Below are 17,167 nucleotides of genomic sequence, written 5' to 3'. Positions count from 1 at the left end.
CCCGGTCCACTTCTTGGACCGGGGGCCTTCGTGCTGGGCGAAAGGGTCAGTAGGGCCGGCGGAAGCCGGCAATCCCTGACCCTTGGTTGTTGATGTTGCTCACCTGAACCGGCTTGCCGGTCCGGGGTGCGTGCACCATCAGCCCGTTGCCGAGGTAGAGGCCGACGTGATGCAGATCGGAGCCGAAGAAGACCAGGTCACCGGGGCGGGCGTCGGCCCGGGCGATGGCCCTGCCCTCCTTCCACTGCGCGCCGGTGAAGTGGGTCAGCGAGATCCCGGCCGCCTTGTAGGCGTACTGGGTGAGGCCGGAGCAGTCGAACGAGTTCGGGCCGGTGGCACCCCACACGTACGGGTCACCGACCTGGGCGCAGGCCGTCTTGATAGCGGTCTGGGCGGCGCTGCCGAGCACACCGTCGATCTTCGGACAGCCCTCGACGCGTACCGAGGTCTTCGGCAGCATCGCGGTCAGCCGCTTGATCTCGGCGTCGATCTGCTTCTTCGTCGCCGCCAGCTCGTCCTGCTGCTTGATCTCCTCGGCGATGAGCGCGTCCAGCTTCTGCTTCTGGCGGTTGTACTTGTCGCGGGTGGCGAGCACGCCGGCGATCTGCTTTCGCTGCTGCTGGGCCAGCCGGTCGAGCATGACGAGCTGCTCACCGAGGACGCCCGGCTTGCTGCTCACCAGCAGGGCGCCGATCTCCTGCGAGGGGCCGCGCATGTAGTAGTGGGCGGCGATGTCGCCGACCCGGTTCATCGCCAGGGCCGACTCCAGCTCCAGCGGCACCATCTTCTTCTGAAGGTCCGCCGACTTCTTCTTGTTGACCTTGAGCTGGGACCGGACCTTGTTGTAGTTCTCGATGGTGGGTTCGAGCTTTTCCCACTGCTTGTCGATCTGCGCGTCGATCTCATCCACGGTCGGCGGCGCCGCGTGCGCCGGCGCCGCCAGCAGCCCGGCACCGACCGCGACGGCCGCGACCAGGGTGAGGAGACGGCGTACTACCCGGCGGGCTCCGACCGGTCGGAGGGGCGGCTGGCTCGGGGCGTGGCTATCGGGGGGCAGGGTTGCCACCGGCACGGACTCCTTTGCAACCGACCGCCGGGCGCCTCGCGAGAGGGAAGGTCGAGGCAGACGACCACAGCGGTCGGTGCCCCACATTAGGGAAGGCAAGGGGTTGAATCAAGGCGACCTTTTGCTCAATCACCTCTGCGCGATCGCTTGAGTACCAAGGGTATTCATTTACTTTCCAACGATTGCGGTCAATACGTCGTCGAGGGTCACCACGCCCAGGGGTCGGCGGCCGTCACTCACCAGGACCATGTGCCGTCGCTCGCGGCGCATCGAGAGCAGCAGGTCGGCCAGCGTGCGATCGGGCGGCACCACCGCCAGCGGCCGGTAGACCTCGGCGGGCACCGGCGCCCGGCGGCTCGCGCCCGCGTACCCGAGCACGTCCTTCACATGGACGAAGCCGAGGACCCTTCGGGTGGACCGCTGCACCACCGGAAAACGCGACCGGCCGGTACGCGTCGCCAGCACCTCCAGCGAGGCCGGCGAGACGTCCTCGGCCACCGTGGTCACCGTCCACCAGGGCTGCAGCGCATCCGCCGCCGTACGGCTGTGCAGCGCCAGCGCGCCGGTGATCCGGGCGTGCTCCTCGGCGTCCAGCAACCCCTCGGTACGCGCCTGGGAGACCAGGCCGGCCAGCTCCTCCGCCGTGAACACCGTCTTCACGGCGTCCGTCGCCTCGATCCGCCACCACCGCAGGACCTGCCGCGCCGACCACTTCATGGCCAGCAGCAGCGGCTTGGTGGCCAGGCAGAACGCCAGCATCGCCGGACCGAGCCAGAGCGCCGACGGCTCCGGGCCGGCCAGGGTGATGTTCTTCGGCACCATCTCGCCGACCACGGTGTGCAGGAAGACCACCACGCCCAGGGCGATCACGAACGCCACCGGGTGCACCGCGGAGGCCGGCAGGCCGAGCGCCTCGAACGGCGCCTCAAACAGGTGGGCCAACGCCGGTTCGGCGATCGCGCCGAGGCCGAGCGAGCAGACCGTGATGCCGAGCTGCGCTCCGGCGATCATCAGCGGGATCTGGTTCATCGCCGCCAGCGCCCACCGGGCCCGCTTGGAGCCCGCCGCGAGCGGCTCGATCACCGTACGGCGGGAGGCGATCAACGCGAACTCGCTGCCCACGAAGAAGGCGTTGCCGAGCAGCAGCAGGACCGCGACCAGCAGCTCAGGCATCGTCGTCAGGCTCCTCGGGGCGGACCACCCGGACCTGCTCGACGCGGTGCCGCTCGACCTCGACGACGGTGAACTCGTACCCGCCGTCCTCGACGGTCTCCCCGGGGACCGGGATGTGCCCGAGCCGGGCCATCAGGAAGCCCGCCAGGGTCTCGTACGGCCCCTCGGGCAGCCGGAAGCCGGTCTGCTCGATCAGCTCGTCCTCGCGCAGCACCCCGTCCACCAGGACGGTGCGCTCGCCGCCCGGCACGGTCAGCTCGACCGGCCCGAGGTCGTCCACCGCGTCCGGATCGAACTCGTCGGCGATCTCGCCGACCAGCTCCTCGACCAGGTCCTCCACGGTCACCACGCCGTCGGTGCCGCCGTACTCGTCGACCACGATCGCCAGGTCCGCGCCGGCGCTCTTCAGCGCCGCGAGCACGCCGTCGAGATCGAGGCTCTCGGGGACGTACACCGGCTCGCGGGCGACCGCGGCGACGGTCGTCGCCGCCCGGCGCGCCAGCGGCACGCCGAGCGCATCCGGCACCCCGGCGACCCCGGTGACCAGGTCCAGCGTCTCCTCGTAGACCGGAAACCGGGTACGGCCGGTCTCCCGGGACAGGTCCAGTAGCTCGGCGACCGTGGCGGTGGCCCGCAGCGCGATCACGTCCACCCGGGGGGTCATCGCCTCGGCGGCCCGCTTGTCGCCGAAACGGATGGTCCGGCGCAGCAGCATCGCGGTGTCGGGGGGCAGCGCGCCGGCGCGGGCCGAGATCGCCGCGAGCAGCCCCAACTCCTCCGGGGACCGGGCGCTGGCCAGCTCCTCCTGCGGCTCCACACCGAGCCGGCGGACCAGTCGGTTCGCCGAGTTGTTGAGCAACCGGATCAGCCAGCCGAACGTCCGGGCGAAGGCCCGCATCGGCCCGGCGGTGCTGAGCGCTGCCGGCATCGGCCGGGCCAGCGCCAGGTTCTTGGGCACCAGCTCGCCGAAGAGCATCGAGATCAGCGTGGCCAGCGCCAGGGCGAGCAGCCCGCTGAACCGTTCCGCGCCGCCGACCGGGCGCAGCAGCGGGGCGAAGATCCGGGCCAGGGCCGGCTCGGCGAGGTAGCCGGTGAGCAGTGCGGTGATGGTGATGCCGAGCTGCGCCCCGGAGAGCTGGAAGGAGAGCTCGCGCAGCGCCCGGCGTACGGTGACGGCCTGGCCGTCGCCCTCGCCGGCCCGCCGGTCGATCTCCGCACGGTCGACGGTCACCAGGGCGAACTCGGCCGCGACGAAGAACGCGTTGCCGGCGGTCAGCAGGACGAAGCCGATCAGGGGCAACAGCGCGGTGACCAACAGGCCGTCGATTTTCGCCTCACCTCGGACGGGATTCTCCCACGGGTGTGCCCGGCGCACGAGTTTCGCCAAGCGCGGGGTGGAGACCCCGCTGTAGCGTGAGGGCATGGATCCACTCACGCTCGCCGATGAACTCGTCCTGCTCGCGTACGACGACGCCGGGGTCAACCGGCTCGGCCGACCTGCCCTCGACCACGGCCTGGCCGGCGCCGTGCTGGTCGAGCTGGCGCTCGCCCAGCGCGTTGACCTGGCCGACGACCGGCTCGTGGTCCGCGATCCCGCCCCGACCGGGCAGCCGCTGCTCGACACCGCCCTCGCCACCATCGGCGCGGACCGGCGGCGACGCAGCCCGAAGGACTGGATCCCGCGCCTGGCCAAGGGCCTACCCGACCAGGTGCTGGCAGGCCTCGTCGCGGCGGGCGTGCTGCGCCGCGAGGAGGACCGGGTGCTCGGGGTCTTCCCACGCACCCGCTATCCGTCTCCGAACGCGGCAGAGCCGCCGGCGGAGGCGGCGGCCCGGCAGCGGATGACTGCCGCGTTGATGAGCGACGGCGCGGTGGATGCCCGGACGGCGGGGCTGCTGGCGCTGACCCGGGCGGTGGGACTGGACCGCCGCCTCTTCCGCGAGGTGCCGAAGGAGCGGCTCAAGACCCGCCTTGACGAGATCGCCGCGGGCGACTGGGCATCCGCGGCGACGAAGAAGGCGATCGAGCAGACGCAGGCCGCGCTGCTGGCCGCCACCACCGCAGCCACCGCGGCCGCCATCGTGGCGAGCAGCTGACGGACCAGGACGGCGGTGGCACCCCTGGGGGTGCCACCGCCGTCGCGGCTCAGGTCGTCCCGGCGTACGCCTCAGCCGGCGACCGGCTCGGCCTCCTTGCCGCCGTGGGCGCTCTCCGGCTTGACGGAGCGGAGCAGCACGCTGGCCACGTCGATCACCTCGACCTGCTCGCCGGCACCCTTGCCGTTGACCCCGTCGTTCAACATCGTCGAGCAGAACGGGCAGCCGACCGCGATGGTCTTCGCCCCCGTGGACATGGCCTCCTCGACCCGGTCCACGTTGATCCGCTTGCCGATCTTCTCCTCCATCCACATCCGGGCACCGCCGGCACCGCAGCAGAAGGAGCGCTCGCTGTTACGCGGCATCTCGATCAGGCCGCTGTCGCGGCCCGCAGCGGAGGCGGCGGCTGCGCCACCCGGGGCGCCGCCGAGGGCGGCGCCCAGCACCTCGCGTGGCGGGGTGAACACCCGGTTGTGCCGACCCAGGTAGCAGGGGTCGTGGTAGGTCAGGCCGCCGTCGACCGGCTGCACCGGGGTGAGCTTGCCGGTGGCGACCAGGTGGGCCAGGAGCTGGGTGTGGTGCACCACCTCGAACTCGCCGCCGAGCTGCCCGTACTCGTTGCCCAGCGTGTTGAAGCAGTGCGGGCAGGTGGCGACGATCTTGCGCTTGCTCTTCTCCCGGCCCTCGAACGCCTCGTTCAGCGTCTCGACGTTCTGCTGGGCGAGCATCTGGAAGACGAACTCGTTGCCGATCCGGCGGGCCGGGTCGCCGGAGCAGGTCTCGCCCTCACCCAGGATGGCGAACTTTACGCCGGCCTCGTTGAGTAGCGTGGCCACCGCGCGGGTGGTCTTCTTGGCCCGGTCCTCGAACGCGCCGGCGCAGCCGACCCAGAACAGGTACTCGAAGTCCTCGACCTCGCCGACCCGCGGCACCTCGAAGCCCAGGCCCTTGGTCCAGTCCTCGCGGGTGTTCTGCGGGGCACCCCACGGGTTGCCCTTGTTCTCCAGGTTGCGCAGCATGACGCCGGCCTCGGACGGGAAGCTCGACTCGATCAGCACCTGGTAGCGGCGCATGTCGACGATGTGGTCGACGTGCTCGATGTCCACCGGGCACTGCTCGACGCAGGCGCCGCAGGTGGTGCAGGACCAGAGCACGTCCGGGTCGATGACGCCGCCCTCCTCGGCGGTGCCGATCAGCGGCCGGTCCGCCTCGGCCAGCGCCAACACGTCGACGCCGGCGAGCTGCTCCTGCGTGGCCTTCTCCTCGCCGGTCAGGTCCTTGCCCCCGCCGGCCAGCAGATACGGGGCCTTGGCGTAGGCGTGATCGCGCAGGCTCAGCACGAGCAGCTTCGGCGACAGCGGCTTGCCGGTGTTCCAGGCCGGGCACTGCGACTGGCAGCGGCCGCACTCGGTGCAGGTGCTGAAGTCCAGCAGGCCCTTCCAGGTGAACTGCTCGACCTGGGCGACGCCGAACTGGTCCTTCTCCGGGTCGGCCTCCTCGAAGTCGAGCGGCTTTCCGTTGCTCATCATCGGCCGCAGCGGGCCGAGGCCGGACCCGGCCGGCTTCTCCGGGTCGCGCTTGAAGAAGATGTTGGGGAACGCCAGGAAGCGGTGCCAGGCGACGCCCATGGTCACGTTCAGCGAGATCACGATGAGCCAGGTCATCGAGATGGCGATCTTGACGAGGCCGGCGACGCTGACACCGGCCTCCCAGGCCGGGAGCGTGTTGCCGATCGCGTGGCTGACCGGGGTGGCCCAGACCGGGTACTCGAAGTGGTCGGTGGCGACCTTGAAGCCCCGGATGAGGAAGCCGAAGATCAGGACCAGCAGCACGACCCACTCGACGAAGTAGCCCTGCCACATGGTGGAGCCGGTGAACCGGGAACGGCGGCCGGGCCGGGCGGGCCGGTTGCTCAGCCGGATCGCCATCAGCACCAGGATGCCGATCAGACCGAAGACGCCGATGATCTCGGTGGCCAGGCCGAAGATCGTCCAGTGTCCGATGATCGGAAGGCCGCCGCCGGGGGTCACCACCTCGAAGTACGCCTCGAGCACCAGCAGCGACAGCACGATGAACGCGACCATCACGAACCAGTGCGCGGCGCCGACCACGCTCCACTTGAGCATGCGGGTGTGACCGGCGGTCTCCACCAGCATCTTGCTCGTGCGGGCGCCCTTGTCGGTGAAACGCTCCGGCGCCGGTTGCCCGAGCCGGATGACTGCCACCATCTTCATGACCGCGCGTACCGCAAGCCCCACCGCCACGGCGGTGATGGCGGCCGCGAGGATCGTGGTGACGATCTGGACGCTGCCCATCGAGTTGGCCTCCCGGTCTGCTGCCTGTCGAGCGGCTCGGCGACCGGGGACGGTTCAGGGCGTGGCCGGCATTCCGCCGTCACCCTGACCCGACCGGCCGATGACCTCGCTCCGCTCGGTCATGCAGTGCAGCCTACGCGCAAGGTTACCCATCAGTAACGTGAGTCATCTCGCACCTGGCCACGCCGCCCTGCCGACACCTTAGGTGGACCGGGCTGCACGTGCCGGGCAGGGGCGTCGCGGCGTGACGTACATCCATGCGCGGGCGCGGCGGAATCGGTCAGTGGAGGGCGACCCGGGCGGGGCAGGGCGACGGCCCGGCCTCCGCACGGGAAACCGGGCCGACCGTCGACCTGGTCAGCGCCAGCGGGAGAGCAGGACCAGCGAGGCGACCATCGCACCGAAGCCCACCGCGAGGTTCCAGTAACCCCACGACAGGACCGGATAAGCCTGCTCAGAGAGGTAGTAGGTGACCAGCCAACCGATTCCGACAACGATCAACGCGACGGCGGTGACGGGCAGCCAGACCGGGCTAGGCTTGCGCGTCGCCGCGGTCGCCGTTGGACGCACGTCCGTCGGCGGGGTGTACACCTTCTTCTTGCGGACCTGAGACTTGGGCACGACGCTCTCCAGAGGGGGGTACGACCTCGTCCGGCCTGACAACCGGGCGCGAGGGCGACGGTCCATGGCCAATAATGTTCGACAGCTAGCGTAGTCCGGACTGACCGTCCAGGCCACGAATGGGGTCAGGCCGGTGCACGGAGTGACCGAAAAGGGTGGGACTTTTCGGGTCGAGCACCCCGGTTCGCGTCATCGCGGGCCGGAACGAGACGACGGGAAGGGGAACGCCCGGTGGAGTACACATCCGGCGCCGCCTCCTGGCGGAAGGTTCTCCGGCGGGCGACCGCCGTGCTGCTTCCCAGGCGATCATGGCAGCGCCGCCCGGGCTGGTCGATCGGCGTACCGGTGATCGCCGCCGCAGCCGGGCTGCTCTTCACCACGACCGCGACCACCGCAGGCGGCACCGCGCTGCGGGAGGACCGCCGGCCCCAGCTCACCCAGTTGATCGAGGCCCGGCGTGAGCAGGTCGCGGCGAGCGAGCAGAAGGCCGCCCGGCTGCGCGCCGAGGTCGAGGACCAGACCGCCGCCCTGGCCGACACCGACGGCCCGATCAAGGCGCAGCGGGACCGGGCCGCCGCCAGCCGGCAGGCTGCCGGATTCACCGCGCTCACCGGCACCGGGGTCACCATCGAGCTGAACGACGCGGCCCGGCGGGCCGACCAGCCCCTGCCCAAAGGTGCCAGCTACGACGACCTGGTCGTCCACCAGGGCGACGTCCAAGCGGTCGTGAATGCGCTCTGGGCGGGCGGAGCCGAGGCCATGTCAATCATGAATGTCCGTGTGCTCAGCACCAGCGCGGTACGCTGCGTCGGTAACACCCTGCTGCTGCACGGCCGGGTTTACTCCCCCCCTTTCAAGATCGTGGCAATCGGCGACCCCGCCGCCCTTCAGCGGGCGCTCGCTGACTCAGAGGGAGTGCGGTTGTTCAGGGAAGCTGTCGACCACTACCAGCTGGGATACATGGAGAACGTCTCCACGGTCACCGTGCCGGCGTTCGAGGACTCGACGGCTCTGCAGTCCGCGCAGGTGGCCAGGTGACGCCGGACGACTCCCGGGAACCGGACGGGCGCCACCGCGACCGCAGCGAGGATCCGACCGCGTTCATGCCGAAGGTCGACCGCCCGGCTCCCGCCCCCGCTCGACCCGCGCTCGACCTGCCGTGGCCGGAGCCGGCCGCACCTCGGTCGCCCACCCACCGCCCGGCCGCCGGCTCGCCGGCTTCCCTCCCGCCGCCGCCGGCCTGGCCCGGTGCTTCCCAGGCAGGCCCGCCGGCATCCGCCGGTCCGGAGCGGCCCACGGCCGCCCACCACGAGCGACGGCCGCCGACCCCGCCGGAGGAGCGTGCTGTCGCCCACCACGACCGGCGTCCACCGTCTTCCGGCCGGGAGCCGGGCCGCCCGGACGGCCCGCCGCCCGCCACTGGCCCCGACCTGCGCCCGTCGCCCGGGGCCTGGACGGCCGCGGAGCCGACCCGGCGCCACGGTCCCGCCGAGCAGCCCCGCCGCTGGACCGAGGACCGGGCCGGGGCCGGCCCGCACGTGAACCCGCCTGGAGGCCGGTCAGACCGGCGGCCGGGCCCGGCCGGGCCGGGTGGCGCCCCGGAGGCACCCGGCCGCCGGGGCACCGCCGAGCCCACCGCCCGCCCGACCGCCGCGATACGGCCGGCCGCTCCGGGTGACGCACCGACCGCATTCATCCCCCCCGCCGGCAACCGGCCGGAGCGCCGGCCCGCCGGAAGCCGGCCCGGTGGCTCGGCGGTGGACCCGGGGGCGACCGCCCTGATCCCCGCCGTCACCGGCCGGCCGGCGCCCAACCCGGCACTGGACTCGACGGCGCTGATGGGTGCCGTGCCCCCGGTCCAGGACAGCGGTGACGGCGACGTGCCCGACACCCCCGCCCAGCCGCCACGCCCGCGTCGCGGCGAGCGGGTGGTGCAGCTGCGCCCCGAGCAGACCGGCGAGGGCTACAAGAGCGTCTATTCCGAGCTGACCCGGCCCACCGTCGGCTCGCGGCTTCGTACCGTCGTGCGGGCGAGCGGCGAGGTGCTGATCACCTTCGGCCTGGTCGTGCTCCTCTTCGCCGGATACGAGATCTGGGGCAAGACCGTGATCGTCGACGCCCACCAGAACGACCTGAACAGCCAGCTCGCCCAGGAATGGGCAGGCGATCCGACGGTTGCCCCGACCGGCCCCACTCCGAAGCCCAAGCCACCGGTTGAGGGCAAGCCCGTCGCGGGGCTCTACATCCCCAAGCTCGACAAGCACTGGGTGGTGGTCGAGGGGGTCAGCCCGGCCGACATCCGGTACGCCCCGGGTCACTACCCGAAGAGCGCCCTGCCGGGCCAGGTGGGCAACTTCTCCGTCGCCGGGCACCGCATCCGCGCCACCTTCTGGCGGCTGGACGAGCTGCGCTCCGGCGACGCCATCGTGGTCGAGACCCAGACCGAGTGGCTCATCTACAAGGTCTACCAGCAGCGGGTCGTCAAGCCGACCCAGGTCGAGGTGGTGGCACCGGTCCCGGGCAAGCCGCGCGCGAAGCCGACCGAGAAGCTGCTCACCCTGACCACCTGCAACCCCAAGTTCGACAACTACCAGCGCCTGATCATCCACGCCCGCTTGGACCACGTGCAGGCCAAGTCGGCGGGTCGCCCGGCCGAGCTGGAGGGCTGACGATGTACGCGTGGATCTGGCGCAAGCTGCCCCTCGGGCTGGCCGGGAAGCTCGCCGGTTCGGTGCTGCTCGCGGCGGCGGCGGTCGCCCTGCTCTGGTTCGTCGTCTTCCCATGGGCCGAGCCGCTGCTCCCCTTCGACGACGTCCAGGTCACCCAGGACTCGGGCGTACCCGGTGACGACGGCGGCGGACTGACCGAGCCCACCGGGTCGCCGACCGAAGAGGAGATCCCGTACGACACGGAGACCAACAACGCCCCGCCCTCCACCCCGAACAGGTGACCCGATGCGCGTCCTGGTGATCGACAACTACGACTCGTTCGTCTTCAACCTGGTGCAGTACCTCGGTCAGCTCGGCGTGGACTGCGAGGTCCGGCGCAACGACGAGATCGACGTCGCCGAGGTGGGCCGGGTGGGGGCGGCCGGCGTGCTGCTGTCGCCCGGGCCGGGCAGCCCGGACCGCGCCGGCATCTGCCTCGACGTGATCAGGGAATACGCCGGAAAGCTACCCCTGTTCGGGGTCTGCCTCGGCCATCAGGCGATCGGCGAGGCGTTCGGCGCGACGGTGACCCGGGCGCCGGAGCTGCTGCACGGCAAGACCTCCGAGGTGAGCCACCACGGTGTCGGCGTGCTCGCCGGCCTGCCCGACCCGTTCACCGCCACCCGGTACCACTCGCTCGCCGTGCTGCCCGAGACGCTGCCGGCGGAGCTGGAGGTCACCGGTTGGACGGGCTCCGGCGTGGTCATGGCCATGCGGCACCGGACCCTGCCGATCGAGGGCGTCCAGTTCCACCCGGAGTCGGTGCTGACCGAGGGAGGGCACCTCATGCTGGCGAACTGGCTGGCCGTGTGCGGTTTCCCGGAGGCGCTGGAGCGGGCTCCGGAGCTGGCCGCCGAGGTGGACGCCCGGCGCCGCGCCGCGTTCGCCACCGCCTGACCCGGCCGGCGCCCGGTCACCTCCCACCGGGCAGCTTGAATCACCCGGTCGCGCCGACGCGGCGGTGTCGCGGGTCACCCGCGCACCGCCGCGTCGCCGACTAACGGGTGGACGGCCGCGGCGACGGCGTGGTCGCGAAGGGCAGCCCAATGCCGCCACCGCCGCCGGTCGGCGGGCCGGTCGGCGTCTCGGTCGGGCTTGGGGTCTCGGTGGGCTCCGTCAGCGGGACGTCCACGTAGATCGTCACCGTCTTCTTCCGTGCCAGGCTTGAGCCGGCGTCTGGGGTCTGCTTGCTGACCTTGCCGGCCTGGTCCGGAGCCACCTCGTCGCCGTCCAGAGTCTTGACGTCGTAGCCGGCATTCCTCAGCTGCTTCTCCGCCACGTCCTTCGGGAGGCCGACAACGTCCGGGACCTTGACGATGTTGCCCCTGGAGACCTTCACCTTGATGAGGGCGCCTTCGTCGGCCTTGGTGCCCGGCTTGGGGTCGGTGTTGAGCACCGTGCCCTTCTGCTGTGAGTCGTCAACGTACTCCGGGTCGTCGACCTTGAAGCCCAGGCCCTCCAGCTCCCTCTTCGCGTTCTCGTACGGGTTGCCGACCACGTTCGGGATCTCGACCTGCTTCTTGCCGCCGCAGAGCTGGAACGTCACGTTCTGGCCCTTTTCCAGCTGCGTGTTGGGGTCCGGGCTCTGGCTGAACACTGTGTCCTTCTCGCAGGTGTTGTTGAACACCTGCTCACCGGGCACCGGGACGAGCGACGCCTGCTGGATCGCGGCCACGGCCTCGGCCTGGCTCTTGCCCTGCAGCGGCGGCACCGGCACCTTGTCGGCGCCCTTCGGGTTCAGCAGCAGCGCGGCCGCCAGGGCGATCACCGCGAGGACACCGAGCCCGGCGAAGGTGGCGATCACCCAGGATGAGCTCCTGCGCTTACGCGGGTCGCCGACTCGGGCCGGGACCTGCTGCCGGGTCTGCGGCCCCATGACCTGCGTCTGGTACCCGGCCGCCGCGCCGGCCGGCGCCATCGGCATGGTTTCCTCGGCCGGCATGACCGGGGTGGCCAGCACCGGGCGGCCGGCGGCGGCACGGAGCAGGTCCGCCCGCATCTCGCCGGCGCTCTGGTAGCGGTTCAGCGGGTTCTTCGACAGCGCCTTGAGCACGATGGCGTCGACCGCCGGGTTGACGTCCGGGTTGATGGTGCTCGGCGTCGGCGGCGCCTCCCGCACGTGCTGGTACGCGACGCTGACCGGGCTGTCCCCGACGAACGGCGGGTGCCCGCAGAGCAGCTCGAACAGCACGCAGCCGGCCGCGTACACGTCGGATCGGGCGTCGACCGCCTCGCCGCGCGCCTGCTCGGGGGAGAGGTACTGGGCGGTGCCGATGACGGCGCTGGTCTGGGTCATCGTGGTGGCGCCACTGGCCAGCGCCCGGGCGATGCCGAAGTCCATCACCTTGACCTGGCCGGTCTGGGTGAGCATCACGTTGCCCGGCTTGATGTCCCGGTGGATGATGCCGTGCCGGTGGCTGAACTCCAGCGCCGCGCACATGTCGGCGCAGATCTCCAGCGCCCGGCGCGGCTGGAGCCGGCCCTCGGCGCCCAGCACCTCCTTGAGGGTCCGCCCGTTGACGAACTCCATCACGATGAACGGCAGCGTCTCGCCGGTCGCCGCGGTCTCCTCGCCGGTGTCGTACACGGCGACGATGGCGGGGTGATTCAATGAGGCAGCGTTCTGCGCCTCTCGGCGAAACCGCATCTGAAAGGTGGCGTCCCGGGCCAGATCCGCCCGAAGCATCTTGATCGCGACATCCCGACCGAGTCGGAGATCGCGACCGCGGTGCACCTCCGCCATGCCGCCGTAGCCGAGCAGCTCGCCGACCTGGTACCTGCCACCGAGCAGGCGGGCCTGCGCTGTCATCGCGTCTCTCGTCCTTCGCTCGTCGTCGTCTCGCCGCCAGTCGGCTGGAGCCGTACCCCACGACGGTACGGCGTCCGGACCAGATCGTCGCCCCCGTGTACCCGCACCGCGCCGGAGGTCACGCTCACCGAGGCGAGCGCGCCGGGGTCCCCGGCCGCGTTGTTCTTCCGGTAGTAGTAGGAAATCACGCCGGAGCAGAGAACGACCAGTACGGCCATCACGATGGCGATCACCCAGCGCCCGGCCTGGGACTGGCGGGGGGCCGGCCGGGCCGGGCCGGCCGCCGGCCGGGCGTAATCGAGGGGGTTGTGCTGCCGGGGCGGTGGGACGGCCGCAGCGGCGCGCGGCCCCACCTGCGGGCGAGCCTGCGGGGCGGGCGGCGCCGCCGTGGCCGGACGCGGCGCGCCCGGCGGGCGGGCGGCCACCGCGGGCGGGTGGGGCTGGTGTCGCGGCGCCGCCGGGACCTGCGCCCGGGCTGCCGGCGCGGCAGGCGAGGACGGCACGCCGGAGATCGGGTGCGGGTGGCCACCACCACGCGCCTGCTGGGACAGGGCGAGCTTGGCCTGCCGGGCGACGCTGGCCAGGGCGGCAGCGCTCGGCCAGCGGGCCGCCGGGTCCTTGGCCAGGGCGCGCTCCACGATCGCCTTGACCTGCGGGGGGATGTCGGCGGGGAGCGGCCGCGGTGCCTCGCGCACGTGCTTCATGGCGATTTCGAGCGGATTGTCCCCCTCGAACGGCCTCCGGCCGGCGAGGCACTGGTACGCGACCACGCCGAGCGCGTACACGTCGGAGGCGGGGGTGGCCACCGCGCCGGTGGCCTGCTCTGGCGAGATGTACGACGCCGTGCCGAGCACCGAGCCGGCGGCGGTGAGCTGGCCCACCAGGTCGGAGCGGGCGATGCCGAAGTCGGTGAGCACCAGCGTGCCGTTCGGGCGGACCAGCAGGTTGCCGGGCTTCACGTCGCGGTGCACGATCCCCTTCTCGTGGGCGGCGTGCAGCGCGTCGGCGGCCTGCGCCAGCAGGGCCATGGTCCGGGCGGGGGTGAGCCGCCCGACCCGGCTGAGCGTCGAGGAGAGCGCGTCGCCCTCGACGTACTCCATGACGAGGAAGGCGATCTGCTGGTCGCTGCCGAAGTCGTAGACGTCCACCACGCCCGGGTGGTTGATCGTGGCCATCGTCCGCGCCTCGCCGCGGAACCGCTCGGCGAAGCCGGGCTCGTCGAGCAGGGCCGGGAGCAGGCTCTTCACCGCGACCGTACGGCCCAGCACCTGGTCGGTGCCGCGCCACACGTCACCCATCCCGCCGCTGGCGATCCGCTCGTCCAGGCGGTAGCGGTTGCCGAGCTGCACTCCCGGGCTGAGCATGTCAGCGGCTCCCGGAGTCGGCGATGGCGGCCGCCATGATCCGGCCGGCGATCCGGGCCGCCTCGGCGCTACCACCGCTACCGGCCTGCTCCAGCTCCACACAGACCGCGGAGACCGGGGTGCCGTTCTTGTCCATGGCGAAGCCGATGAACCAGCCGTGGTCCGGGGTGTTCGGGCCGGACTGGGCGGTTCCGGTCTTGCCGCCCACGATGTACCCGTCGATGGCGGCCTTCCGGCCGGTGCCGTTCTTGACCGCGCTGACCATCATGTCCCGCAGGTCGCTGGCGACCTGGCTGCTCACCGGCCGGCGCAGCTCGCGGGGCTTGGCGGTGTAGTAGCTGGTGGTGCGGTCCGGGGCGAGCAGCTGCTTGACCAGGTACGGCCGCATCTGGCTGCCGTCGTTGGCCACCGAGGCGGCGATCAGCGCGCCCTGGAGCGGGGTCATCCGCACGTTGTTCTGCCCGATCGCGGACTGGGCCAGAGCGGCCGGATCGGTGCCCCCGTCCGGATTCTGCATGTCCCCGGTGCGGCTGGCCGCCACCCGCAGGCCGCCCTCGCCGAGTTGCCCGACCGTGAGGTCCTCCTGCTCGAAGCCGAACTGGCGGGCCTTGTCCTTGACCTTGTCCGCGCCGAGCCTGACGCCGAGCTGGGCGAAGCCGGTGTTGCAGGAGTAGGTGACGGCGTCCATCAGGGTCACCGGGGTGCCGGTCGGCCCGGGGCAGATCGACGCCGCGGCGTTGCGGATCGGCTGGCCCGCGGTCGGCGGGGTCCAGCTCGACCCGGCCGGGATGGTGGTCTGCTTGCCGATGCCGTTCTCCAGCGCCGCCGCGGCCACCACGATCTTGAAGGTGGAGCCGGGCGGCAGCGTCTCGGAGAGGGCCCGGTTGGCCAGCGGACGCTCCGGGTCCTTTTCCAGCTTGTTGAAGGCCGCCGCGGCTGCGCCGGTGTCGTGGCTCACCAGCGGGTTCGGGTCGAAGCTCGGCATCGAGACCAGCGCCTGCACAGCACCGGTCCGCGGGTCGATCGCGATCGCCGCGCCCCGCTTCGCCCCGACCTGGTTGTTCTGGAGCTGCTTGAACGCCGTCTCCTGGGCCCGCTTGGAGAGGCTCAGCAGCACGTTGCCGCCACCGGTCTGCTCGCCGGTGAACATGTCCCTGACCCGGTTGGCGATGAGCTGGTCGCTGGTCCCGGCGAGGAATTCGTTCTCGAGCCGCTCGATGCCGGTGTCGGCGTTGTTGACCGGCTTGTAGCCGAGCACGTGCGCGTACATCTCGCCGCTCGGGTAGCTGCGCTGGAACCGGAGCTTGCCGCCGGTGTCCTTGCTGAGGGCGTACGCGGTGCCACCGACCTCGATGTTGCCGCGCTTGCGCTCGTACTCGGCGACCTGGACCCGGCCGTTGTAGTCGCTGTTGCGGTATTCGTCCGCCTTGTAGGCCTGGATCCAGTTCAGGTTCGCGAAAAGCAGCCCGAAGAGGACCATCACGACCACACCGACCCGGCGCAGAGGTGCGTTCACGGCCGGATCACCTCCGTGGGGGCACCGTGCAGCTGCTCCGGCCGGCCACCGGAGGGCCGGGGCAGCGGGCCGCCGGGGGCAACTGGCCGGCGGGCGCCGTCGGAGACCCGGAGCAGGGTCGCGATGAGCAGCCAGTTCGCCATCAGGGACGAACCACCGGCGGAGAGGAACGGGGTGGTCTGGCCGGTCAGCGGAATGAGCTTGCTGATCCCGCCGACGATGACGAAGACCTGGAGACCCAGGGTGAAGGCCAGGCCGCCGGCGAGCAGCTTGCCGAACGAGTCACGTACCGCCAGCGCGGCCCGCAGCCCCCGCTCGACGATCAGCAGGTAGACCACGAGCAGCGCGGAGAGGCCGAAGAGGCCGATCTCCTCACCGATGCCGGCGAAGATGAAGTCGGTCTGCACCTCGGGCAGCAGGGTCGGCTGGCCGGCGCCCGGCCCGGCCCCGAAGAGGCCGCCGGTGCCGAGCGCGAGCAGGCCCTGGACGAGCTGGTAGCCCTTGTCGTGCGGGTCACCGAACGGGTCCAGCCAGATCTCCGCGCGGAGGTAGAAGTTGGCGAACGGCCCGCCGACGGTGCTGCCCAGGACGTACGCCAGGTAGGCGCCGCCGAAGAAGAGGATCAGACCGATGAGCAGCCAACTGACCCGTTCGGTGGCGATGTAGAGCGTCACCACGAACATGCCGAAGTAGAGCAGCGAGGTGCCCAGGTCCTTCTCGAAGACCAGGACCAGGATGCTGATCATCCAGACCACGAGGACCGGGCCGAGGTCCCGGCCGCGCGGGAAGTCGATGCCGAGCAGCCGCCGGCTGGCCAGCGACAGCACCTCGCGCTTGCGGACCAGGTAGTACGCGAAGAAGGTGAGCAGGGCGAGCTTGGCGAACTCACCCGGCTGGATCTGGAACCCGCCGACCCGGATCCACAGCTTGGCGTTGTTGATCTCGGAAAAGCGGGCCGGCAGCACCGCCGGGATCATCACCAGCACGATGCCGGCGAGCCCCAGGGTGTACGCGTACCGCGAGAGCGAGCGGTGATCCCGCATGATCGCCAGCAACCCGGCGGCGAGGACCACCGAGATGAGCGTCCAGGCCAGCTGCCGACCGCCGGTGCCGGCGAAGATGGCCAGGTGCTCCCGATCGGCCGGGGCGGCCAGCGCCAGGTCGTAGCGGCGCAGGAAGCCCACGCCGATGCCGTTGAGCAGGGCGACCGCCGGCAGCAGCGCCGGGTCGGCGAAGGGGGCCAGCCAGCGGATCACCAGGTGCAGGCCGAGGAAGACCAGCCCCAACGCGGCGGCCGGGATCCAGAAATCCGGGGTGACCGTGTCCAGCACGTTCGCCTCGACCGTCGCCGCGTAGGCCGCCACCAGCACCATGGCGAGCAGCAGCAGGGACAGCTCGGCGTTACGCCGGGACCGGGCCAGGCGTACGCCCGGCTGCTCGCCCGTCGAGACGGGCGAGGTTGCCGGTACGGCGGCTGCGGTCACGGTTGGGTCCTCGGG

General features: G+C 71.6%; 14 protein-coding genes. 5 read left to right on the top strand and 9 right to left on the bottom strand.

The genetic code is table 11. The annotated features are described in order from the left end of the window. Positions 1–46: 46 nt before the first annotated feature. The 3 genes from ACNAVT_RS25980 to ACNAVT_RS25970 form a co-directional block, all read right to left on the bottom strand. The gene (locus ACNAVT_RS25980; protein ID WP_416299921.1) at positions 47–1,072 is read right to left on the bottom strand and encodes an NlpC/P60 family protein; all 1,026 of its coding nucleotides are present in this window, start codon (positions 1,070–1,072) and stop codon (positions 47–49) included. A 162-nt stretch (positions 1,073–1,234) separates the two neighbouring features. Then, a complete protein-coding gene (locus tag ACNAVT_RS25975) occupies positions 1,235–2,239 on the bottom strand; it encodes a hemolysin family protein (protein ID WP_416299920.1) in 1,005 nt (334 codons plus the stop codon). Further along, positions 2,232–3,539 carry a hemolysin family protein gene (locus tag ACNAVT_RS25970; RefSeq protein ID WP_416299940.1) on the bottom strand — a complete coding sequence of 436 codons (1,308 nt, stop codon included), beginning with the start codon at positions 3,537–3,539 and terminating at the stop codon, positions 2,232–2,234. Before ACNAVT_RS25970 ends, ACNAVT_RS25975 begins: the two co-directional genes overlap by 8 nt. Positions 3,540–3,660: 121 nt before the next feature. Between ACNAVT_RS25970 and ACNAVT_RS25965 the strand changes: the two genes are divergently transcribed. Continuing rightward, a complete protein-coding gene (locus ACNAVT_RS25965) occupies positions 3,661–4,335 on the top strand; it encodes a GOLPH3/VPS74 family protein (RefSeq protein WP_416299919.1) in 675 nt (224 codons plus the stop codon). A 71-nt stretch (positions 4,336–4,406) separates the two neighbouring features. On the opposite strand, the gene ACNAVT_RS25960 is transcribed toward ACNAVT_RS25965, so the two are convergent. Beyond that, a complete protein-coding gene (locus ACNAVT_RS25960; RefSeq protein WP_416299918.1) occupies positions 4,407–6,650 on the bottom strand; it encodes a (Fe-S)-binding protein in 2,244 nt (747 codons plus the stop codon). A gap of 357 nt (positions 6,651–7,007) precedes the next feature. After that, complete coding sequence (locus tag ACNAVT_RS25955; RefSeq protein WP_416299917.1) at positions 7,008–7,271, bottom strand: cell division protein CrgA; 264 nt, start codon at positions 7,269–7,271, stop codon at positions 7,008–7,010. Positions 7,272–7,502: 231 nt separating this feature from the next. On the opposite strand from ACNAVT_RS25955, the gene ACNAVT_RS25950 reads away from it, so the two are divergent. From ACNAVT_RS25950 to ACNAVT_RS25935, 4 genes are all read left to right on the top strand, one after another. Further along, on the top strand, positions 7,503–8,309 hold the full coding sequence (locus ACNAVT_RS25950; RefSeq protein WP_416299915.1) for a DUF881 domain-containing protein: 807 nt from the start codon (positions 7,503–7,505) through the stop codon (positions 8,307–8,309). A 65-nt stretch (positions 8,310–8,374) separates the two neighbouring features. Continuing rightward, on the top strand, positions 8,375–9,940 hold the full coding sequence (locus tag ACNAVT_RS25945) for a class E sortase (protein WP_416299939.1): 1,566 nt from the start codon (positions 8,375–8,377) through the stop codon (positions 9,938–9,940). A gap of 2 nt (positions 9,941–9,942) precedes the next feature. Then, complete coding sequence (locus tag ACNAVT_RS25940; RefSeq protein ID WP_416299913.1) at positions 9,943–10,221, top strand: hypothetical protein; 279 nt, start codon at positions 9,943–9,945, stop codon at positions 10,219–10,221. A gap of 4 nt (positions 10,222–10,225) precedes the next feature. After that, positions 10,226–10,876, top strand: coding sequence for an aminodeoxychorismate/anthranilate synthase component II (locus ACNAVT_RS25935; protein ID WP_416299911.1), 651 nt, complete (start codon positions 10,226–10,228; stop codon positions 10,874–10,876). A 100-nt stretch (positions 10,877–10,976) separates the two neighbouring features. On the opposite strand, the gene pknB is transcribed toward ACNAVT_RS25935, so the two are convergent. The 4 genes from pknB to ACNAVT_RS25915 are packed head-to-tail and all read right to left on the bottom strand — an operon-like array spanning position 10,977 to position 17,152. Next, positions 10,977–12,788, bottom strand: a complete 1,812-nt coding sequence (gene pknB / locus ACNAVT_RS25930) for a Stk1 family PASTA domain-containing Ser/Thr kinase (RefSeq protein ID WP_416299909.1) — start codon at positions 12,786–12,788, stop codon at positions 10,977–10,979. After that, positions 12,785–14,152 carry a serine/threonine-protein kinase gene (locus tag ACNAVT_RS25925; protein ID WP_416299907.1) on the bottom strand — a complete coding sequence of 456 codons (1,368 nt, stop codon included), beginning with the start codon at positions 14,150–14,152 and terminating at the stop codon, positions 12,785–12,787. Before ACNAVT_RS25925 ends, pknB begins: the two co-directional genes overlap by 4 nt. 1 nt (position 14,153) lies before the next feature. After that, entirely contained in the window at positions 14,154–15,668 is a 1,515-nt protein-coding gene (locus tag ACNAVT_RS25920; RefSeq protein ID WP_416299906.1) for a peptidoglycan D,D-transpeptidase FtsI family protein, read from the bottom strand. Then, the gene (locus tag ACNAVT_RS25915; RefSeq protein ID WP_416299904.1) at positions 15,665–17,152 is read right to left on the bottom strand and encodes an FtsW/RodA/SpoVE family cell cycle protein; all 1,488 of its coding nucleotides are present in this window, start codon (positions 17,150–17,152) and stop codon (positions 15,665–15,667) included. The genes ACNAVT_RS25920 and ACNAVT_RS25915 overlap by 4 nt, the downstream gene beginning before the upstream one ends. Positions 17,153–17,167: the final 15 nt, after the last annotated feature.

Source organism: Micromonospora sp. SL4-19 (assembly GCF_047921475.1).
GTDB lineage: Bacteria > Actinomycetota > Actinomycetes > Mycobacteriales > Micromonosporaceae > Micromonospora.
Note: the sequence above shows the minus strand (reverse complement) of the source record. Positions and strands in the feature narration are given on the sequence as shown.